This window comes from Bacillus sp. T17B1 (genome assembly GCF_026796395.1).
In the GTDB taxonomy this organism is placed as follows: domain Bacteria; phylum Bacillota; class Bacilli; order Bacillales; family Bacillaceae; genus Bacillus; species Bacillus spizizenii_A.
Genome location: NZ_JALAYA010000010.1, coordinates 13,885 through 34,493, shown reverse-complemented (window position 1 = coordinate 34,493; position 20,609 = coordinate 13,885). Strand labels below are relative to the sequence as shown.

The window sequence follows — 20,609 nt, the reverse complement described above, 5'->3', positions numbered from 1 at the left end:
AGAAAAGGACAACAGCTGTTGGTCTTTTTTTATGCAATAATTTGGAGCTGTTAAGGTTATATGGATCTTCTCACGTGTGAAGACAAATCAAACGTAATAATCTGACTATTGTCAGTTTATTAGTTGAAATAATTAAATAATAAACGATTACCATAATCTTTATATAGATTAACAGTTTACAGTCTGACTATAGTCAGGTAAAGTGAGTGTGATGAAATTAAACAATGAATAGAAAAAGGAGAAGAAACCTGATGGAGGTACAAGTAGAAAAAACACATACTGTAAAAATGTGGTCCTTATCATTTGTTTTTGTCACGCTTTCAAATGCGTTTTTATTTATGGTGTTTGAAATGTTATTGCCGACATTGCCTTTGTTTGTTACTGCTATCGGAGGCGGGGCAAAGCAAGTCGGGTTGGTTACAGGTATTTTTATGATATCTGCCATTGCCATACGTCCTTTTGCAGGGGTGTTGGCTAAACGATTCAACAAAAAATATTTACTTATATTTGGAATTGTTATTAGTGCTTGTTCAACCGGTGCATATTACTTGGCGTCAGATGTGAGCGTCCTATTGCTCATTCGCTTAATACATGGTGCCGGTTTTGGGTTAGCAACTACTTATTTTGCCACGATTGCCGCGGAAATTATTCCGAAGGAGCGCCGAGGTGAGGGGATTGGATATTTTGGGGTAGGTGAAACGATTGCGGTTTCGGTTGGGCCTATGATTGGTATCGTAGCGCTGGAGCTTTATGATTTTGAGAGGCTTTTTCTTGGCGGGATGTCCATTCTTTTACTGGCTGTGCTTATGGCTGTACTGGTGCGGAGGCGGCCAGAAGCGAGAGACACAGCTGAAAAGGGAAGGGTAAAGGTAAAGGTGTTAGAAAGACGTGTGCTGTTTCCTTCGTTTCTTATTTTATTAGTCGGCATTGCTGCATCTGGGATCATGTCCTTCTTTTCACTCTATGCGATCGAAAAGGGTTTCCGAAGTGTCGGAATGTTTTTCTTTCTGATTGCGGCAGCCAGTTTTTTGATACGTCTTATCTCCGGGAAAATATTTGACCGATTCGGAGCGGGAGCCATCCTTATCCCCGCCTCAATATTTTCAATAGCAGGCCTTTCAATAATATATATTGCCCAAACCAATGCAATGTTTTTTACTGCGGCGATATGTTACGGATTTGGATTCGGCTCAATATTCCCGGCTATCCAGACATGGTGTATCAATCTTGTAGAAGAGCATGAACATGAGGACGCTATGGGAACATTCTTTAATTTTTTTGATATGGGAATTGGAGGAGGCTCATTGTTATTAGGTGTGGTGGCAACGATCTATTCGTATCAGACGCTTTATATCGCTTCCGTTTTGGTGTACCTGCTGTTTCTTTTATTATATATTTTATTTATCTGTTCCAAGAGAAAACGGATGAAATAATGTGGGGAGGTCAGAACAGTGACCCGTGAGAATATAAAACGCACAGCTGTTCGCCAATTTAATGAACTTGGCTACGAGGGAGTCAAAATGGCGCATATTGCAAAAGAATTGGGAATTCGGAAACAATCTCTTTCCTACCATTTCTCGTCAAAAAAGGATCTGCTGATGGAAGTATACCCCGAGATTGTTGAAGAAGAAGTAGCGTTTATCAATGATTTTTTTGAACCCCGAAAGCATATGCCAGCCAAGAATCTTATATATGATTTTTTAAAAGAAACGCAGGTGCGCTTTCATGCTATGCCCAATGTAGCCTTTTTGCAGGCGATGTCGTTTAAGGCTCCTGCTGAAGTAAGTGATTTTATTTCAGCCCAGTACTTGATGTTTCTTCATGCTTTGAAAAGCCGGGTTGCACTTGTGTTTAAAGAATCGGGCATCACCTATCCGCCCGAGAAGTGTGCGATAGCCTTCATCACTCTTTTTGACGGGTTGAACATTCAGCTGGTTTACGAGAATAAACAATCATTTGAGCGATCTTTAGAGATTTCCTTCGATATTTTTTGGCGAGGGCTGAAGGCGGAAACTTAAAAGATACCAAGGGCGAACCGCCTTTGGTATCCCTTACACGCTAATGATCCAGCTCTTTCATTCGTTTCGTAAGCTCATTGAAAGCCTGATCAAGCTCCTTGTACCCTTTATCATTCGGCGTCATAAAACTGAGCTTGCCCAGCACTTCTTGTCTTTCTGTTTCAAGTTTTAAACGAAGCTCCTCCCGGTCATTTCTTTCTGATGAAACGTCAACCAATTGCTTTTCGATGCCATTGTCCGAGATGACGAGTTTGCTGTTTGTTGTTTTTTCGAGAAAGTATCGGTCATGTGAAACCGCCAGCAATGTGCCGCTATAGTGTGACAGTGTTTCTTCCAGCTGTTCGCGTGACGGCAGGTCGAGATGGTTTGTCGGCTCATCTAAAATCAGCACGTCTTTCTCCTCCAGCATATATGCCATCAGCTTGACCTTTACACGTTCACCCATACTCATATGCTTGATTGGCTCAGTCCATTGGGAGGCTGTAAAACCTAAGTGCTTCATCAGATTTTGAACGTGCCCTCTTGCCTTGTATGTTTCTTTCTCAAATAACTCTTCCGGAGTTTGTTCTAAAGGTAAATCAAACACCTCCTGCGTTAAATAGCCGATATTTGCCGACGGCGACACCCACACACTTCCCTCAGCCGATTCCTGTCCCAGAATGATTTTCAGTAATGTTGTTTTTCCGCTGCCATTTGGGCCTATGATCGCAACCTTTTCGCCGTGCTGAATTATAAAATGTGCGTTTTTAAACAGTGTTCTTTCGCCAAAGGCCTTCGTTACATGCTGAGCTTCTAAAAAGCGTTTACCTGTTTTTTTTGTTGTATCAATTGAAAAGCGGACAGTATATTCAGGCTCAACGGGTTCCGCCTTTGCTTTTTCCAGTTCTTGTTCAAGCCGCTTCCGCTTGGATTTAATCTGGGCATCCGTACGTTTCGCTTTTACGCGGTGATATTCTTTAAACCCTTCCTTTTTCGTCGATTGAGCGTGGGCTTTTTCCGACCAAGAAGCAAGCTCATTCATTTGTGCTTCAATCCGTTCAACCATTTTTTGCTGCTTTTCATATTCACGCTGCTGGGTGAGTCTTTTCTTTTCGCGGTACTTCATATACCCAGAGTAATTGCCTTTGAATTCAATCAGGGTTTGAGCTTCAAGCGACCATATTTTTGTTGCGGATTCGTCTAAGAAATAACGGTCGTGAGAAACAAGAATCACGGTGCCTCTATAACCTTTCAGCTGTTGAATAAGAAATTGCAAGCTTTCTTCATCAAGGTGGTTTGTCGGTTCGTCTAATAGTAAAAGGTCTGCACCCTCTGATAGTCCTTTCGCCAGCCGTGCTTTCAGTTTTTCACCGCCGCTTAACTGTTGGAAATCCCGGATGGGCACACGCCATTTCTCCAGTAATTTCTTTTCGGCAAGCGTCTGATCCGCAAAGGAATACGACGCGGTTTCCTGTTCAACCAACGTCATTTTTAAATCCTGCCGAAGGATTTGTCCTTGTGCAGGAGCTAAGTCATTTTGTATGAGGTGCAGCAGCGTAGATTTCCCAGCGCCGTTTTTGCCGATAATCCCAATGATATCTCCCTGCTGAACACTGGCGTTTACGTTTTTAAAAACAGTCAGATCCTTCACTTCATAGCTGACATTTGTTAAAGTCACGATCTCTTTCATTCATATCCCTCGCTTTAAAGGGAGAATAAAAAAATCCTCCCAAATGTGTTGGAAGGATTAGCCGCGCATGTGCATGATCAAATAAGCTATTATTTATAAATAGCACTGTCGTATATATAGAAAATGGGCAGACTAATCCTATTTTTTCTGATTTGAAATATTGATTTCAAACAACGGTAAAAATAAGATTAGTTAATCATTGTCCACCCATCATCCCTTCTTGTTTTGATTACGCATACTATAGCATAACTTCAAATTCAAAGGCAAAGGGCATTTGTCATTATTTTCATTAAAAAGCTCCTGCTCTCATTTCTGGGCAGGAGCTGCAAATCTTATTGATGCTTCGCTTTTCTCACTTTATAAATCACCATCAGCAAAATAAACCAAACCGGCGTGACAAATAAGGAAACACGAGTATCCTGAGCTAATGCCAGAACAACCAGGATAAACGCCAGGAACGCAAGAATCAGGTAATTTGTAAACGGATAAAGCGGAAGCTTAAACTTGTTTGTTTTCGCTAATTCAGGTCTTGTTTTACGGTATTTCATATGGCAGATGACCGTAATACCCCAAATATAGATAAAGCAGACGGTTGAAATGCTTGTGATCAGGGTGAATACGCCTTCTGGCATGATGTAGTTTAACGTTACACCGATTAAAATCACGATAGCTGAAAAGAACAACGCGTTTCTAGGTACCTTACGCGGAGTCAGTTTTGCCATTGATTCAGGCGCATTGTTATCTTTTGCCAGAGAATAGACCATACGGCTTGTACTAAATACAGCACTGTTGCATGCTGAAGCAGCGGAAGTCAACACAACAAAGTTGATAATGCTTGCTGCCCCGACGATGCCAACCGCGACAAACACCTGTACGAATGGGCTTTCGCTAGGGTTGATGACATCCCAAGGATAGATGCTCATAATCACAAGAAGAGCCCCAATATAGAAAAGCAATATCCGGACAGGGATATTGTTAATCGCCTTAGGGATTACTTTTTCAGGGTTTTCTGTTTCACCGGCTGTCAGTCCGACCAGCTCAATGCCGACAAAGGCAAACACAACCATCTGGAACGATAGGATAAACCCGTGCATGCCATTCGGGAACATGCCTCCGTGGCTCCAGAGATTTGTGAAACTGGAGACCCCAGAGCTTGTGGAAAAACCTTTAAAGATCATCACAAGGCCAATAACGATCAGTGCCAAAATGGCAATGACTTTAATTAACGCAAACCAAAATTCTAATTCTCCAAAAAGCTTGACGGTTGCCAGGTTCATAATCAGTAATATAATCAGAGCGATTAAGCCGGGCACCCATTGCGGCACACCCGGGAGCCAATATTGAGTGTAGAGCCCGACGGCTGTCAGATCAGCCATTGCAATCGAAATCCAGCAGAACCAATAGGTCCAGCCGGTGATAAAGGCTGCCATATCGCCTAAATAGTCTTGTACAAAATCAACAAAAGAGTGATAGTTCAAATTCGATAAGAGCAGTTCACCCAGAGATCTCATAATTAAAAAGCAAATGATCCCTGTGATCATGTAAGCAAATAGAATCGACGGTCCAGCAAAATGAATCGATTTTCCGGAGCCGAGAAATAAGCCCGTTCCAATGGCCCCGCCGATGGCGATGAGCTGGATGTGCCTGTTTTTCAAGCCTCTCTCCAATTTTTGCTGCTTATTGTCTTTCGTCATGTCGTCTGTCACTTTGTGTGTTCCTCCATTGAAAAATTGTTTATTGAGTCAGCGATATATTTTTAATGAATATTATAACACTAAAATTTATATCTTTTTTACTATACAGAAAATATGAAAAGAAATTTTAATGTTATGAACGATCCATCATGAAAAAAGCGGCTCCTAAATTGAGCCGCTTTTTTTATTCCATTTCAGCTTTTTTCAGATACAGATAGAGCCCATAATCTGTCGGAGCGGATGCGTATCCTGTCTGCCGCAACATTGCTGTGATATTGCCGCGGTGGTATGTCCCGTGATTGACAACGTGGGGAACCAGCTCAGAAACAGTCGTTTTCATGATTTTGCCTGACGGGTTTTTAATCTGGAGGGGCTTATGGAGCTGTTCTTTTTGCTGTAAAAATGATGTATAACGCTCGGACAACGTCAGAAACAAGGCTTCCATTTCCTCCATCTCTTTTGCCTCAGTCTGTTCTTTGAGCTGTTCAGCTAGCGCCAAAGCATCGGCCATGCTTCGGCCGGAAAACACTTCAATCCAGCCTAGATCCGAAAGATAAACATGAGACAACACATGGGATATCGACGGAAACACACTTTGAATCTCTTCGCGGTACACCTCTTTTGGGAGCTCTTTTAATCGGTTGAATATTTGCTGATTGGCCCAAACGTTATAATCGTGCAATGTTAATGAAAAATCTTACATGTTAATTTTCCCCTTTCATTTTGCTAATGTCTATTATACACGAACGAACGTTCTTATTAATTTGTTCGTAAATAAAATTTGTTGACAGATATAGTTTAGGGGAATAAACTATTTGACATTGATCATAAAGTTTAGAGGGGTAAACTATAGTGAGGAGGGGAAGATGTTGAATGAACAAAAGCTATGTCAGGCGATAAACCTGTTTGTGGAAGTATTACTTGAAGGCACAGAGTTTGTGCATCATGAAATCAATCAGGATGTCTTCAAGAATATTTCAAGGGAACAGGCAGACTTGTTAAAAATTTTAAAAGTCAAGGGCCCAACCTCTCCCGGCAGCCTAGCCATGTATCAAAATGTACATAAAAGTGCGATTTCTAATAGACTGAAAAAGCTGCTTGATAAGGGATTGGTTGAATGGGATGACTGTCCTACGAAAAGTGATAAGCGCTCTAAGCTTATTAAGATCACAACCAGCGGTGAAACCATACTGGAAGAATTAGATTCAGCCATTTTTAACGCTCTCAAAGAGTTGATCGATGATATAGATGAGAAACACTTAAATTCTATCATAGAGATATTCACCATTCTAAAAAGCAAATTTAAAGGAGGAGATTCTGCAAAATGAGAGCAATCATCAAATTCAAGTGGGCCATTGCAGCGGTTATATTAGCACTTACCGTCGTTTTGAGTTTGTTTTCTCCGAACTTAACGGAGCTGGCCAATCAAAAGGGGCAGGCCCAGCTTCCTGCAAATGCTGTTTCAGAAAGAGCAAATGCCATTTTAAAACAAGCGGGAGAAGACAATAATTCGATCAGTATCGTCTTTACATTAGATCACGCTTTTAAGAAAGAAACAGAGGATCGGCTCCGGACAATGATCGATAAAGTCAAAATGATCGACGGTGTAGAAGGAGTAACGTCTCCTCTAACAGCGGAAAAAGAAGTCAAAGACCAATTGATTTCAAAAGACAAGAAAACGGTTCTCATTCCTGTCACGATTACAGGTTCTGATAAAAAAGCGGAAAAAATCGCGGATGATATTTATAAAATCGTTCCTGATGATTTGACTGCATATATTACGGGAGCCTCTCTCATCAATCAGGATTTCGCCCACAGCTCAGAGGAAGGGCTCAAGAAAACGGAAGTAATCACAGTCTGCTTGATCATCGGTTTACTGCTGATCGTGTTCCGGTCTGTTGTGACGCCTTTTATCCCAATTGTGGTTGTCGGTTTCTCTTATCTGATCAGTCAATCTATACTGGGCGTCCTTGTGTACAATGTTGATTTTCCTATCTCGACGTTTACGCAAACCTTCTTAGTCGCCATCCTGTTCGGGATCGGAACAGATTACTGCATTCTGCTTCTGACCCGATTCCGTGAAGAGTTAGCAAACGGGCATGACAAAAAAGAAGCGGCGCTTATCGCTTACCGTACAGGGGGAAAAACCTTATTTATCAGCGGTTTTGCGGTATTGATCGGATTTTCTGCCTTAGGATTTGCGAAGTTTGCGATTTTTCAATCCGCAGTAGGAGTTGCAGTCGGTGTAGGGATCTTAATGATCATCCTCTATACATTGCTTCCATTATTTATGGTAACGCTGGGTGAAAAATTATTTTGGCCTTCTAAGAAAGTGCTGTCGCACAGTGACAACAAATTATGGGCGTTTCTTGGCAGGCATTCTGTTGTGCGTCCGTTTCTGTTTATTGCCATCACGGTAATGATCACGCTTCCGTTCATTTTGACCTATGATGACCAGATTTCATTTGATTCGACTGCGGAAATCAGCAGTGATTATAAATCAGTAAGAGCTCTCGAGGTCATCAAGGATGGATTCGGTGAAGGGAAAGCATTCCCGATCAATGTTGTCGTGAAAGAAGACAAAGATCTTACAACAGCTGATACAATCCCTTATCTCGGAAATATCAGCAAAGCGATCGAGAAAGTTGAACATGTTGACTCTGTCATGACCATCACGCAGCCGACTGGTGAAAAAATCAAAGATTTATATATTGATAAACAGCTAGGCTCGGTTTCAGACGGACTGGATAAGGCGGTAAAAGGAATCGCTGATGTCCAAAGCGGTTTAATGGATATAGAAAACGGGCTGAATCAAATGGCGGGGCAAACCGGCTCAGCCTCAAATAGCAGGTTCGGCGGTTCGCTGGGCGATGCGGCAGAAGGATTGGGCAAAATCAATCAGCAGCTCCAGCTCGTGAGCAAACAGATTTCCCAAACCGGCAATACTGCACAATCTGTACAGCAGCTTACGGCAATCAGCGGACAGCTTGGACAGATTCAAACCGGACTTGAACAAGCGAATCAGCAGCTCTCGGGCCAGCAGGCACAAGCCGGAACGCTGACAGAAAGCCTGCAGCAGCTTGCAGGGGGCGTGAAGAGTGCAAATGATGGCCTGACGAAAATCTCTGACGGCATGACAGCTTCCAGTGATATGTTAGAGAACATGAGCAAAAGCTCAACCGTAAGAGATACAGGCATATTCATTCCTGATCAAGTCATGAAGGATGAAGACTTTAAGAAGTCAATTGACCAATATTCCTTTGCAGACGGCAAAGGCGTACAATTAAGCGTCGTCCTGGACTCTAATCCTTATTCAGAACAAGCCATTACAACAATAAACCAAATCAAAAAAGCTGTAGCAAACGAAGTTGACGGCACTCCTCTCGAGAATGCACAGATCGTATACGGCGGGGTCACGAGTGTGAATGCAGACTTAAAAGAGCTGTCCACAACGGACTTCTCCAGAACAATGGTGATCATGATTATTGGGCTGTTTATCGTGTTAACGATTTTGTTCCGTTCAATGATCATGCCGATTTATATGATTGCGTCACTGCTGCTGACGTACTATACGTCGATATCCATAACAGAATTAATTTTTGTAAATGGCTTAGGAAACGCCGGCGTCAGCTGGGCAGTACCGTTCTTCAGCTTTGTCATCTTGATCGCGTTAGGCGTGGATTATTCGATCTTCTTGCTGGACCGATTTAAGGAAGAGGTGCACCTCGGCATTGCACAAGGTGTTGTCAGATCAATGAGCAAAATGGGATCCGTCATTATTACGGCGGCCATTATTTTGGCCGGAACGTTCGCGGCGATGATGCCTTCAGGCGTCAATACGCTGATGCAGGTGGCAAGTGTCATCATTATCGGGCTGCTGCTTTACGGCCTTGTCATTCTCCCGCTCTTCATTCCGGCAATCATCATGACTTTTGGCGAAGGCAACTGGTGGCCGTTTGGCAGGAAGAAAATCAAAGAATAACAGAGAGAAGAGTGATTGGACAAAAAGAGCCCAGAAAATAGGTCTGGGCTCTTTGTTTTATTTCCATTCTGCAATTGTATCAATCGGCAGACGGTAGGAAGCATAGCCTTCGTCTGCTGCTTTTCCAATAGAAAGAAGCATGACCGGTACATAACGTTCCTTATCTAAACCGAACGTTTCTGCGATGTTTTCTTTATCGTATCCGCCGATCGCGTTTGTATCATAGCCGTGCGCACGTGCAGTCAGCATCAGCTGCATGGAAACAAGACCTCCGTCAATCAGGATTGTTTCGCGGTTCACCTGTGCCGGAAGCTTTTCAAAATGAGCGGTCAGCGCGGCGATTTGTCTGTCTTTGACTTCCTGCGGCATGTAACCGAGTTCCACGGCTTTTGAATAGATTTCTTCTAGGTAATCTGCATTGTTCATATCTGCAAATACAGCGATGACGGCAGATGATGTTGTGACTTGCGTTTGGTTAAAGCTTGCAAGCGGTGCGAGCTTTTCTTTTCCTTCCGGGCTGTCAATGACGAGAAAACGCCATGGCTGCGCGTTGACAGAAGATGGAGCAGTTGTTGCTTCTTCTAAAATTTCTCTCATTTCTTCTTTGCTGATTTTCACTGTCGGATCATAGTTGCGAATAGAACGGCGGCCTTTCATAATCTCCATAAAATCGTTTGTTTTAATCATGTTGATACACTCCTCTTATGCTTCAATATTGTCTATGTTGTTCCGCATGCGCGCCAGCACATCAATGAGCAGGCGGCGCTCGTCTGCACTTACATTTGCAAGCATTTCCTTCATGAAACGCTCCTTTTCTTTCTTTGAAGACTCGATTCGCTCTCTTCCCTGGCCTGTTAACCGGACAAGGGTGATGCGGTTGTCTTCAGGCTTGCGCCGCCTTGAGACCATGCCTTTGGCTTCCAGCTGTTTCAGGTGTCTAGTGACGGCTGCGCTATCAATATTTACTTTCTTTTGAAGGTCGCTTTGACTAATCTCATCTGCATGATAAAGCAATGTCAGCAATTCCAAACGAGATTGGCTGATGCCCGTGCATGCCTCGAACTTCATGCCAATCACCTTGTTCACGCCTTGCAGCTGATATAAAATCTCGGCTTCCTCTGAACAAAATGACGCCAAAACCCATCCCTTCCTTCTTGTCAAAACTATTAATTGATATATCAATGATTGACCCATCAACTAATATACAACGATGGATTTCATCTTGCAAGCCATTTGCATATTTGAAAACCCTCCCAGCGTTAACTGGGAGGTTGTTAGTCATCCTTGCGGCTCCGGATAGTACATCAGCAGAAAAAAACTGGCCGTTTCTTCAGATGAATTAATGTAGTTGTCCCTGTAAACTGCAAGGCGTCTCCAGAGGCGAGTGCACACCTGACCGTTTATTCTGATTCCCTTTTTGTTGCACTTTGCCGGAGCTTGTGCTCAAGTGGCTTTCCTATGCGCCGGTGTGTATATTGACAGCGCTTGCGTAAAGGATTGTATGATTCAGTCTAATAGTACTGTGCAATTGAAATGGCCTGCAGCCGTCATCTTGATCCCGACTCTCTTGATTGCGATGAAACCAAAAAGCTTGTCCATTACTGTGATCAGCGGTGTACTTCTTATGGCGGGTTTGCAATTATGGGCATAAAACAAGATCGGCACATACTTGATCAGGGCAGAAGACCCTGATTTTTTTGTATCTTTCGTTCAAGCTTTAAAGCTGCTTTCACAGGCTGAGAGTTATGATACAATATACAAATGTTTCACAGCTTCAATCCATCGTTGGAGTTGACATCGATTTGACATAAGGGACTAGGTTGAAGGGAAGGTTTGATAACATGCTGCATAATCCAACTGGAAAAGAACGCTTGGCATTGGCTTTTCTGCTCGGCATGCTTGCTATATTGGGCCCGCTTAATATAGATATGTATTTGCCAAGTTTTCCTGAAATAGCGAATGATTTATCTGCAAGTGCGTCACTTGTACAGTTAAGTTTAACAGCCTGTCTGGTCGGGCTTACGATAGGCCAGCTGATTGTAGGGCCGGTCAGTGACGCGCAGGGAAGACGGAAACCGCTATTAATCTGTATTTTTTTATTTGCGTTATCTTCTCTGTTTTGTGCGCTTTCGCCCAATATTACAACATTAGTGTGTGCGCGTTTTTTACAGGGATTAACCGCTTCCGCAGGGCTTGTGCTGTCTCGCGCAATCGTCCGCGATGTATTTACTGGAAGAGAGCTTTCTAAATTTTTCTCGCTGTTAATGGTCATTACAGCTGTTGCGCCAATGGTTGCGCCAATGACAGGCGGTGCTATTTTGCTATTGCCATTTGCAACGTGGCATACAATTTTTCACGTATTAACGATCATCGGATTTTTACTAGTTCTTTTGATTGCTTTTCGTTTAAAAGAAACACTGCCGCCGGAAAAACGGATTCCAAGCTCAATCGGAACATCTGTCAAAACGATGGGCAGCCTGCTGAAGGATCGATCCTTTATGGGGTATGCGTTAACGGTCGGGTTTATTCACGGGGGAAGCTTTGCATATGTGTCTGGTACGCCTTTTGTATACCAGGATATATATGGAGTGTCGCCGCAGGTGTTTAGTATTCTTTTCGGCATTAACGGCCTGGCGATTATATCGGGCAGCTTTATGATCGGGCGCTTTGGCGGAATCATTCATGAGAAGAGCCTACTTCGCATCGCAGTCATTACGGCTATGATAGCGACCGCTGTGCTTTTGACCATGACCATGATTCACGGCCCTCTCGCTACATTAGTCATATCCATTTTCATTTACATGATTACGATCGGCATGGTTCTGACCAGCACGTTTACGCTTGCCATGGAGAGGCAGGGGCACCGTGCCGGAAGTGCAAGTGCGCTGCTCGGCATGCTCCCGCTGCTCCTCGGTTCGATCGTGTCGCCGCTTGTAGGCATTAACGAAACGACAGCCATTCCGATGGGAGCGATCATGTTTGTGACAGCGGTCATGGGCGCACTGGCGTTTTTTGGATTAACGAAAGAACGAACGAAGCAAAACTGATAAAAAGAACCTGACATGACGTCAGGTTCTTTGTTTTTATTTAGAATAACAACAGCAGGCCCGCAATCGCAGGAGTCAAGAAAATGGCCGATTTTAAGACCACCTTTGGCATGAGGTTGGTGAACTTCGCACCTATATAGGCACCGCACATAGTGCCGACCAAAACTTTGATCAGCAATACATAATCGACAAATCCTTCTGTGATATATCCGATGCCTCCGCCTACAGCGAGAGGGATGATCACAAGCATTGTCGTTCCGACAGAATGGCGGATGGACAGGTTCAGCATAATCATTAAACCGATTTGAATAAAAGGGGCCGAACCGATGCCGAATGTGCCGGAAAGAACGCCGGCTGCAATTCCTAAGATGACCGCTCTCGTATATGTTGAAAGAGAGCTTTGATTTACTTGTGCCTTCTCTTTTAAAAGAAACAATCTGATTAAAATGAGAATTGCAGATAAAAATAACATCCCAGCCGTCAAGTAATGAAGCAAATCGGCCGGAATGAAAGCTGTCAGCTTGGCACCGAAAAATGAGCCAACCGCAGCAAAGCATCCGACTGTCAATCCGATTTTCAGTTGAATGTTGCCCTCGCGATAGTGGCTGTACGCACCTGATAAACTGGTGAAAGCCATTCCGGCGAGGGAAGTACCTAAAGCCGTATGAATCGGAACATGGAATAGAAGAGTTAAAAGGGCAATGACAAAGCCAGCTCCTCCGGCACCAATAAAGCCTAAAATAATACCGAGAAGTAACATAACAAAAATGATAAGCATATTTTTTTCCTCCATTGAAGATCTAAAAAAAGTAATAGTGCGCTATTCTGGCGGGGGTATAGTGCCCTGCTGCCGATGAAAAACATGCCGGTTTTTCATCGGCAGTAGTCCGTCGACCGTCGTTCAGCAAACTTATCGTACCTCAGATTCTGAGATCTGACAAGGCAGTTTGTTGCTTCCCACTACCATCTGTTATATGATTTTGATGAAGAAAAGCCTATTCAAAAGAGGTATTATATATGGACGATTTTAAATTACACAAACCGACTCCTTACTACCTGCAATTTTATAACCAGCTGAAAAAAATGATCTTCAACGGGACTTTTAAGCCGGGGGAACGGATAAACGAAACACAGCTGGCGAAAAGCTTTGGCGTCAGCCGCTCTCCGATAAGGGAAGCCATGCGACTGCTTGAGAAAGACGGTTTGTTAAAAGCGGATGACCGCAATGGGTTTTCCATCACATCGTTAACGGCAAAAGATGTAGATGAGATTTATAGAATCAGAATTCCGCTGGAACAGCTGGCAGTCGAGTTAGTCATAGACGAAGCAGATGAGGAAGAGCTGGCCATACTTGAAAAACAGCTTGAAATAACAGAAAAAGCCATTCGCGACGGCACGGAAGATACAGAGATCATTCATTTAAACCAAAAATTTCATGAGCTGCTTGTTGATTTCAGCCATAACAGACATTTAAAAAATTTGCTTGAACATGTAAATGATTTAATTCACTTTTGCAGAATCCTTAATTATACTGGCGACCATCGTGCAGAAACAATACTGAGTGAGCACCGCAAGATATTGGAAGAAGTGAAAAAGAAAAACAAAGAAGCAGCCAAACAGTATGTGATGGCTCATTTCAATCATGACTGTGAGCATTTGAAGCATGTGCTTGAACAAGGAAAAGAGAATTGATCAGCGTGATCCGGTACCAAGGGGAGTTGTCCTTGGTATTTTTTTTTGTATTCACAAACATATAAATGGGCTCCCATTAATAACATTTTATGATGGATTTATTAACAATAATGGGGGTTAAACATGTTTATCCATATCGTCCGGCCTGGTGATTCTTTGTTTTCCATAGGCAGAAGTTACGGTGCTTCTGTTGATCAAATCCGGGGTGTGAATGGGTTAGACGAAACGAATATCGTGCCGGGGCAGGCTCTTCTGATCCCTCTTTATGTGTATACAGTCCAGCCGGGAGACACCCTGACCGCGATTGCGGCAAAATCGTTTGTTCCCTTAGAGCGACTGCGGGCCGCAAACCCTGGCATCAGTCCAAATACACTACAAGCTGGAGCAAAAATAACAATTCCTTCTATTTCAAATTACATTGCGGGAACGTTAAGTTTTTACGTGCTCCGAAACCCTGACCTCGATCGGGAATTAATCAATGATTATGCACCATACTCGTCTTCGATTTCAATTTTCGAATACCACATTGCACCTAACGGCGACATTGCAAACCAATTGAATGATGCGGCCGCTATTGAGACAACATGGCAAAGACGAGTGACGCCGCTTGCCACCATAACAAACCTTACATCAGAAGGCTTCAGTACAGAACTCGTTCACCAAGTCTTGAACAATCCGACAGCAAGAACCAATCTGGTCAACAATATTTATTACTTAGTCTCCACAAGGGGATATGGCGGTGTCACAATCGATTTTGAACAGGTGAGCGCAGCGGATCGAGATCTTTTCACTGGGTTTTTACGTCAGCTGAGAGATCGTCTTCAGGCGGGAGGATATGTGCTGACGATAGCTGTTCCGGCAAAAACAAGCGATAATATCCCATGGCTGAGAGGCTACGATTACGGAGGAATAGGTGCGGTTGTCAATTATATGTTTATCATGGCTTATGATTGGCATCATGCTGGAAGCGAGCCAGGTCCTGTAGCACCGATTACTGAGATCAGGAGAACCATCGAGTTTGCGATTGCGCAGGTGCCGAGCAGAAAAATCATTATCGGAGTTCCGCTCTACGGGTACGACTGGATCATCCCGTACCAGCCGGGCACAGTTGCTTCAGCTATTTCAAATCAAAACGCAATCAAGACAGCGATGAGGTACCAAACCCCGATACAATATTCAGACGAATATCAATCACCGTTTTTTCGGTACAGTGATCAGCAGGGACGAACGCATGAAGTATGGTTTGAAGATGTCAGGAGCATGAGCCGGAAGATGCAGATCGTCCGCGAATACAGGTTGCAGGCTATAGGCGCTTGGCAGTTAACCTTGGGCTTCACGCCAGGACCATGGCTTCTGCGGAAATTTTTTACGATCAGAAAGGTTTAAAAAAAGGCACCAGAGCTCGGTGTCGTTTTTTTGATTCAGTCCAGAGGAGCAGAATAGTTCAATCATTTGTCCCTTGCGTGGGATTATGTCTCCATTTTACGATTAGTAGTAGTCTGATCAACAATGATCCAGTATACGATTTGAGAGGGAGTTGTCTAAATGAAGACAGTATTGATTTTAAATTTTCCTGCGGAAGGCCATGTGAATCCTACATTAGGCATTACGAAAGCCTTTGCCGATAGAGGATATGATGTACATTATATCTCCACTGAGAAGTATAAAGAAAGATTGGAAGCAGTAGGAGCGAATGTCCACCTTCATCAGGATTTACTGAGAACAACACCTATTAATATTGCTTCGCCAAATGGTATTCTTGATTTCCTGAAAATACATATCAAAACCTCCTTGGACATCCTATATATCGTAAAAGAGTTGTCGAAAAGCATCCAGTTTGACTTTGTCTATTATGATAAATTTGGTGCGGGGGAATTGGTAAGTGATTACTTAGATATCCCAGGGATTGCTTCATCAGCGTCCTTCCTTTTTGGCGAAGAGCAACTGAAAATTCTGCCCCTGCATCCTGAGTATGGAGCGCCGATTGAATTAGATCAAGAGTGCGAAGACCTCTTGGCAAAAATGAAAGAAACGTACGGTGTTGCCCCGAAACATCTGGTACAATTCATGAACAATAAAGGGGAATTGAATATAGTGTATACAAGCCGTTATTTTCAGCCTGAAAGCGATCGTTTCGGGGATGATTGTCTGTTTATCGGCCCTAGCTTTCCAAAGAGAGCGGGAAAATCAGATTTCCCGATTGAACAGTTAAAAGATGAAAAGGTTATTTATATTTCAATGGGGACTGTTCTGGACAATACGGAGGAATTCTTCAACCTTTGTATAGATGCATTTTCTGGCTTTAATGGAAAAGTCGTCATCGCTGCCGGAGAGAAAGCGGATCTGACCAATTTAAAGCAGGCGCCGGAAAACTTTATTATTGCCCAGTATGTCCCTCAACTGGAGGTGCTTGAGCATGCTGATGTGTTCATTACACACGGCGGAATGAACAGCGTAAATGAAGGCATCCATTTCAATGTGCCTCTGGTTGTAATGCCTCATGACAAGGATCAGCCGATGGTGGCGCAGCGTCTTTCTGAACTCCATGCAGGCTATGTCATCTCTAAAGATGAAGTTGATGTACAAAAATTAAAACAGGGCGTAGATGAGGTTTTGCATCACGATCAATATAAGGAAGGCATCAAAAAAATCAATCAAAGCTTTCAAGAGTCTATGAATATGGACGAAGTGATGGAGAGGATTGATGAATTAATTCGTCAAAAAAACAAATGAGCAAAGAACTCCCGTATCTGGTACGGGAGTTCTTCATTTAAAACTTGATTTTGATCTTTTGAGCATCACTAATCTTCTTATGATTTTGATCAAAAACGTCACTTGTTGTGATTTCAATCCACTTGATCTCTTTTTCTTTCTTTTTATCATCAGCATCTTCATCATGAGCATGGCCGCTTGATGCGTTCACAATAAAGCCGAGATTTCCGGACTTTTCGGCTCCGCCTTCCAATTCGCCATTTAACTCTTCAAGATAAATATCTTTGTTCCAATCAAACGTTTTCCCTGTGTTTGTTTTCATCAAGGCAATCGGCGCAACATTTACTTTCTTTGAAGATGTGTTCTTGATGTCAACGAAGACCTTAACGAAATCAAACTCTTCATCATGTGTTAACACATGAAAATAATCAATCATGCTGTAATCCGGACGCAAATGGATCAGCTTCATTTCTTTTATTGTTAACTCCACGTCGCCAATCTTGTAGGTTTGATTCACTTGCTTGATATCCTTTAAAACAGCTTTTCCCTTGTCATCAGAAAACGTTTGGCCAACCTTCAGCAATGACCGGTCATCGGTTACTTGGGAATTAGGCTGATACTCATCTATACTGTCTTTTTGAGATGATGTGCTTTGCGGAGTGGCTTTTACCGCTGGCTCTCCGCCCGCATTCTTTTTTTCTGTATTGGCGTTTGATGAGCAGCCCGCAAGCACAATGGCAATAACAAAAATTGAAAGAATTTTTTTCATGATGATTCCTCCATTAAAAAGAGATCCCGTTGCTTCATACAAGCAACGGGCAACCTTGTATCCTATTACTTATCGTTAATCTTAATGTTGTATTGTAAAGTCTTGAAGACATTTTTAGCGATTTGTGTATTATCAATTTGGCCGGCAAATGTCTCACTAGACGGCCCGTACGCATAGACGGGAACATCTTCACCAGTATGTCCGCCTGTCGTCCATCCAGTGTGAGATCGTTTATTGAAAATCTCCTCAATTGCATTATCGATTTCAAGCACTTCTTTTGATGTTGCGGCTTTTTTAACAGATTGAATTTCTGATTCAGTTAAAGCCAATTTCTTTTGGTCAATATACGTTTTTAATGTTTTTTCAACATCCGCGCCGTCAGCAATTTTTTCTGCCATAAAGTCAGGTGTGCGTTTTGCGGCTTTAATTGGTTCGCTGAACCAGTTGTAGATGCCGTCTGCACCGATGGAGTATCCGCCGGTTGAGTGGTCAGCCGTTGCGACAACCAATGTATGCTTGTCCTTTTTGGCGAAATCAATAGCCGCCTTATAAGCTTGTTCGAAGTCTTCCATTTCACTCATGGCACCGACGATATCATTGTCATGCCCCGCCCAGTCAATCTGACTGCCTTCCACCATGAGGAAGAATCCGTCTTTATCCTTGCTTAATTTTTTAATCGCTGTGTTTGTCATATCTTTTAATGAAGGAATATCCTTCGTGCGGTCAATCTTTTTAGGCAGGCCGCCGTCAGCGAATAAGCCGAGAACTTGGCTGTCGTTATTTTTCAGCATGTCCTTGCGGTTATCCACATAGCTGTATCCCGCTTTTTTGAATTCCTTGATCAAATTGCGGTCCTTGCGGTCAAAGTTGCTTTTTCCCCCGCCTAGAAGGACATCAATTTTGTGCTTGCCGTTGACCATTTCATCAAAATAATCATCGGCAATCGAGTTCATATTTTTTCGACTGTGATCATGTGAACCGAAAGAGGCCGGAGTGGCATGTGTAATTTCTGAAGTGGCCACCAGTCCTGTTGATTTTCCTTTCTCTTTCGCCGCTTCAAGTACTGTTTTGGCTTCTGAACCATCGTTATCCACAGCAATCGCATTGTTATATGTTTTGATCCCGGCTGACATAGCCGTTGCTGCAGATGCAGAATCTGTTACGTTTTGTTCTGGATCTTCAGGATAAGTCGTTTGCTGGCCGACAAGGTATTGATCAAAAGCGGTAGGCTCTACAAACTTTGTCTTTTTATTATCTTTTAAATAGCGATGGGCAGATGTATAGGACACACCCATACCATCACCAATCAGAACGATAACATTCTTTATTTCGTCTTGATTCCCCTTTTTCTTTTCCTGGGCGCTGGCTTCAGGCACACTGCCGCTGGCTAAGCTGCTGAACGCTATAGATGATAAAACTGCGATAGGCAGTAGTTTCTTCGGGAATTTTTTCAACTGGATAACCTCCTAAAAATAGATGAATCTCATTGACAACCCCATTATATTTTTAAACTGTTAAGCTAGTATTAATTGATTTTAAAGATTGGATTTACAAGAATAAGAGGCAATGACGGAAATGGGAGAGGGTTAACTGCATATGATATGTGAGTTGAAAAAAGTTGATTATCCCCCAACCCACGATAAAAGAGAAGGCAGCAAAACTTTTTCAACATCTTTAACAGAAATAGACCGGGAATGAGGAGGGGATCAATGCGCAACTTACAAGTAAGAAAGAGAGACTGACATTCCAGATCAACGGGAGAATGAGTGAAAATAAGCCAATGATCTATATAAATTCCCATTAGGTAACAGTTAGTCGCGTTATCGATGGAGACACATTTATTGCCGATGTTAATGGTACTGAGGAAAGAATCCGTTTAATATTGGTCGATACTCGGGAAACAGTCCAACTCTTTGGATATATTCCGGATAGTCTATATAATTCTTTTCTTAAAAAGCACCTGGATAAGATAAAAAATGGGAAAAAGACCAATCGAAAAATGAAGGTATATTCTAACTGAGAGGACACTAGTATAAGTGTTTAAATAATTAATCTTTACATGAACATTGAAATTATAAAGAGATTGTAAACCTAACTTTAGAAAGATTTACATAAATAGGGTTTATTGAAAACCTAAGTTCCTCTAGAATAAAACCCACTGGGATTTCTTGTATTTCTCATTAAATCTTTAAGGGAGGGTTTAACCTTGAAAAAGAAACTATTACTACCACTATTCACTTTAATTTTAGCTCTCTTCTCTTCTGGCTTTACGAATAGTGCTGCTGCTGCAACCAATGATGATTTTAAAGAAGAACTATCAAATTTAACTCAGGAAGAAGTAGTATCCAATATTCAACGAATTGATCAGGAATATGAAATAGGAGAAGCGTTCTCAGAAAAAGATCAGGTTTTTATTCAAATGTATGCAAAACCAGTTAATGATGGAATGTTTAGTATAGCTATGTCAAAATATATTTCTGGTTCTAAAAGTGCGAATGGTGTGACAGTAAAAGTTAGTGGAACAATTAAAGATGATATTCAAAACCTAATCAATCAAAGTTTTGGTGCATCAAATTTAAAAACCAGCACGACTGCAGGTTCTAGTAAAGTTACATCAGTAAAAACAGCTGTTCACCATAACGCATATGGACTAGTAGGAAGTGGAGGTATTGGCAAAGTATACTCAGGATCTCTTACTACTTCAGGTAAAAATACTACTCTAACCGGAACAAAGAGATACACAGCAGTTGTAGCGTATGCTACAACATGGTGTTCTGTAACGGTTAATCACACTGGTGGTACTTTTACAATAAACCCTAGCTAAAATAAAGGAGACTTCAAAAATGTTAGAAAGCTTCGGATTCCCAGGAAGTATCATTACTTTAGTAGTTTTGATAGGATTAGTTTTCTTGTTCAGAACAATAATAAGAAGAAAAAAAACAGCTGATAAAAATTAATAAAAGCTATTGTTTTATACAATCCTTTGTAAAATGTATTATTGAAGTCAATCTTTGTGCTTGAGGATT

Annotated in this window: 17 protein-coding genes and 2 pseudogenes; 11 read left to right on the top strand and 8 right to left on the bottom strand. The window is 42.3% G+C overall.

What is annotated here, in order from left to right; genetic code table 11:
- Window positions 1-251: 251 nt before the first annotated feature.
- Entirely contained in the window at window positions 252-1,433 is a 1,182-nt protein-coding gene (locus MOF34_RS06610; RefSeq protein WP_268399289.1) for an MFS transporter, read from the top strand.
- 18 nt (window positions 1,434-1,451) lie between these two features.
- The gene (locus MOF34_RS06605) at window positions 1,452-2,018 is read left to right on the top strand and encodes a TetR/AcrR family transcriptional regulator (RefSeq protein ID WP_268399287.1); all 567 of its coding nucleotides are present in this window, start codon (window positions 1,452-1,454) and stop codon (window positions 2,016-2,018) included.
- Window positions 2,019-2,058: 40 nt separating this feature from the next.
- Here the strand turns inward: MOF34_RS06605 and vmlR are convergent, their stop codons facing one another.
- The 3 genes from vmlR to dinB all read right to left on the bottom strand — a co-directional run bounded on the left by vmlR (window position 2,059) and on the right by dinB (window position 6,063).
- On the bottom strand, window positions 2,059-3,687 hold the full coding sequence (vmlR, locus tag MOF34_RS06600; protein ID WP_268399285.1) for an ABC-F type ribosomal protection protein VmlR: 1,629 nt from the start codon (window positions 3,685-3,687) through the stop codon (window positions 2,059-2,061).
- Between the two features lie 332 nt (window positions 3,688-4,019).
- Entirely contained in the window at window positions 4,020-5,393 is a 1,374-nt protein-coding gene (locus tag MOF34_RS06595; RefSeq protein WP_268399283.1) for an amino acid permease, read from the bottom strand.
- A 172-nt stretch (window positions 5,394-5,565) separates the two neighbouring features.
- Window positions 5,566-6,063 carry a damage-inducible protein DinB gene (dinB, locus tag MOF34_RS06590; RefSeq protein WP_268399281.1) on the bottom strand — a complete coding sequence of 166 codons (498 nt, stop codon included), beginning with the start codon at window positions 6,061-6,063 and terminating at the stop codon, window positions 5,566-5,568.
- Window positions 6,064-6,250: 187 nt separating this feature from the next.
- On the opposite strand from dinB, the gene MOF34_RS06585 reads away from it, so the two are divergent.
- Together MOF34_RS06585 and MOF34_RS06580 are read left to right on the top strand one after the other, a co-directional pair.
- Window positions 6,251-6,709 carry a MarR family transcriptional regulator gene (locus MOF34_RS06585; protein WP_268399279.1) on the top strand — a complete coding sequence of 153 codons (459 nt, stop codon included), beginning with the start codon at window positions 6,251-6,253 and terminating at the stop codon, window positions 6,707-6,709.
- Window positions 6,706-9,363, top strand: coding sequence for an MMPL family transporter (locus MOF34_RS06580; RefSeq protein WP_268399278.1), 2,658 nt, complete (start codon window positions 6,706-6,708; stop codon window positions 9,361-9,363). Before MOF34_RS06585 ends, MOF34_RS06580 begins: the two co-directional genes overlap by 4 nt.
- Before the next feature lie 57 nt (window positions 9,364-9,420).
- Here MOF34_RS06580 and MOF34_RS06575 read toward each other — a convergent pair whose 3' ends face one another.
- Both MOF34_RS06575 and MOF34_RS06570 read right to left on the bottom strand, forming a co-directional pair.
- Window positions 9,421-10,050 carry a nitroreductase family protein gene (locus MOF34_RS06575; RefSeq protein ID WP_019713447.1) on the bottom strand — a complete coding sequence of 210 codons (630 nt, stop codon included), beginning with the start codon at window positions 10,048-10,050 and terminating at the stop codon, window positions 9,421-9,423.
- A gap of 15 nt (window positions 10,051-10,065) precedes the next feature.
- Window positions 10,066-10,560 (bottom strand): MarR family transcriptional regulator, encoded by a 495-nt coding sequence (locus MOF34_RS06570; protein WP_268399276.1) that lies wholly within the window; start codon window positions 10,558-10,560, stop codon window positions 10,066-10,068.
- 227 nt (window positions 10,561-10,787) lie between these two features.
- Between MOF34_RS06570 and MOF34_RS06565 the strand changes: the two are divergent.
- Window positions 10,788-11,014: pseudogene (locus MOF34_RS06565) on the top strand (AzlD domain-containing protein); the annotation flags it as partial.
- Between the two features lie 190 nt (window positions 11,015-11,204).
- A complete protein-coding gene (locus tag MOF34_RS06560; protein ID WP_268399272.1) occupies window positions 11,205-12,410 on the top strand; it encodes an MFS transporter in 1,206 nt (401 codons plus the stop codon).
- A 40-nt stretch (window positions 12,411-12,450) separates the two neighbouring features.
- Here the strand turns inward: MOF34_RS06560 and MOF34_RS06555 are convergent, their stop codons facing one another.
- Window positions 12,451-13,188 carry a sulfite exporter TauE/SafE family protein gene (locus tag MOF34_RS06555; RefSeq protein WP_268399270.1) on the bottom strand — a complete coding sequence of 246 codons (738 nt, stop codon included), beginning with the start codon at window positions 13,186-13,188 and terminating at the stop codon, window positions 12,451-12,453.
- A 239-nt stretch (window positions 13,189-13,427) separates the two neighbouring features.
- On the opposite strand from MOF34_RS06555, the gene MOF34_RS06550 reads away from it, so the two are divergent.
- The 3 genes from MOF34_RS06550 to MOF34_RS06540 all read left to right on the top strand — a co-directional run bounded on the left by MOF34_RS06550 (window position 13,428) and on the right by MOF34_RS06540 (window position 16,835).
- Complete coding sequence (locus tag MOF34_RS06550; RefSeq protein ID WP_268399268.1) at window positions 13,428-14,102, top strand: GntR family transcriptional regulator; 675 nt, start codon at window positions 13,428-13,430, stop codon at window positions 14,100-14,102.
- 123 nt (window positions 14,103-14,225) lie between these two features.
- Window positions 14,226-15,488, top strand: coding sequence for a glycoside hydrolase family 18 protein (locus MOF34_RS06545; protein ID WP_019713453.1), 1,263 nt, complete (start codon window positions 14,226-14,228; stop codon window positions 15,486-15,488).
- Window positions 15,489-15,647: 159 nt separating this feature from the next.
- Entirely contained in the window at window positions 15,648-16,835 is a 1,188-nt protein-coding gene (locus MOF34_RS06540) for a glycosyltransferase (RefSeq protein ID WP_268399267.1), read from the top strand.
- Between the two features lie 37 nt (window positions 16,836-16,872).
- Here MOF34_RS06540 and MOF34_RS06535 read toward each other — a convergent pair whose 3' ends face one another.
- Window positions 16,873-17,583: a membrane lipoprotein lipid attachment site-containing protein gene (locus MOF34_RS06535; protein WP_268399265.1), complete on the bottom strand. Its 711-nt coding sequence runs from the start codon at window positions 17,581-17,583 to the stop codon at window positions 16,873-16,875.
- 65 nt (window positions 17,584-17,648) lie between these two features.
- Window positions 17,649-19,037 carry an alkaline phosphatase PhoB gene (phoB, locus tag MOF34_RS06530; RefSeq protein WP_268399262.1) on the bottom strand — a complete coding sequence of 463 codons (1,389 nt, stop codon included), beginning with the start codon at window positions 19,035-19,037 and terminating at the stop codon, window positions 17,649-17,651.
- Window positions 19,038-19,387: 350 nt separating this feature from the next.
- Here phoB and MOF34_RS06525 point away from each other — a divergent pair.
- Both MOF34_RS06525 and MOF34_RS06520 read left to right on the top strand, forming a co-directional pair.
- A pseudogene (locus MOF34_RS06525) lies at window positions 19,388-19,492 on the top strand (thermonuclease family protein); the annotation flags it as partial.
- A gap of 297 nt (window positions 19,493-19,789) precedes the next feature.
- The gene (locus MOF34_RS06520) at window positions 19,790-20,407 is read left to right on the top strand and encodes a hypothetical protein (protein ID WP_268399260.1); all 618 of its coding nucleotides are present in this window, start codon (window positions 19,790-19,792) and stop codon (window positions 20,405-20,407) included.
- Window positions 20,408-20,609 lie beyond the last annotated feature (202 nt).

What these genes read in the sequence shown, in the direction of transcription:
- MOF34_RS06610 (WP_268399289.1), top strand. Translation starts at nt 252, where the DNA reads ATGGAGGTACAAGTAGAAAAAACACATACTGTAAAAATGTGGTCCTTA.
- vmlR (WP_268399285.1), bottom strand. Translation starts at nt 3,687, where the DNA reads ATGAAAGAGATCGTGACTTTAACAAATGTCAGCTATGAAGTGAAGGAT.
- MOF34_RS06580 (WP_268399278.1), top strand. Translation starts at nt 6,706, where the DNA reads ATGAGAGCAATCATCAAATTCAAGTGGGCCATTGCAGCGGTTATATTA.
- MOF34_RS06575 (WP_019713447.1), bottom strand. Translation starts at nt 10,050, where the DNA reads ATGATTAAAACAAACGATTTTATGGAGATTATGAAAGGCCGCCGTTCT.
- MOF34_RS06560 (WP_268399272.1), top strand. Translation starts at nt 11,205, where the DNA reads ATGCTGCATAATCCAACTGGAAAAGAACGCTTGGCATTGGCTTTTCTG.
- MOF34_RS06555 (WP_268399270.1), bottom strand. Translation starts at nt 13,188, where the DNA reads ATGCTTATCATTTTTGTTATGTTACTTCTCGGTATTATTTTAGGCTTT.
- MOF34_RS06550 (WP_268399268.1), top strand. Translation starts at nt 13,428, where the DNA reads ATGGACGATTTTAAATTACACAAACCGACTCCTTACTACCTGCAATTT.
- MOF34_RS06545 (WP_019713453.1), top strand. Translation starts at nt 14,226, where the DNA reads ATGTTTATCCATATCGTCCGGCCTGGTGATTCTTTGTTTTCCATAGGC.
- MOF34_RS06540 (WP_268399267.1), top strand. Translation starts at nt 15,648, where the DNA reads ATGAAGACAGTATTGATTTTAAATTTTCCTGCGGAAGGCCATGTGAAT.
- MOF34_RS06535 (WP_268399265.1), bottom strand. Translation starts at nt 17,583, where the DNA reads ATGAAAAAAATTCTTTCAATTTTTGTTATTGCCATTGTGCTTGCGGGC.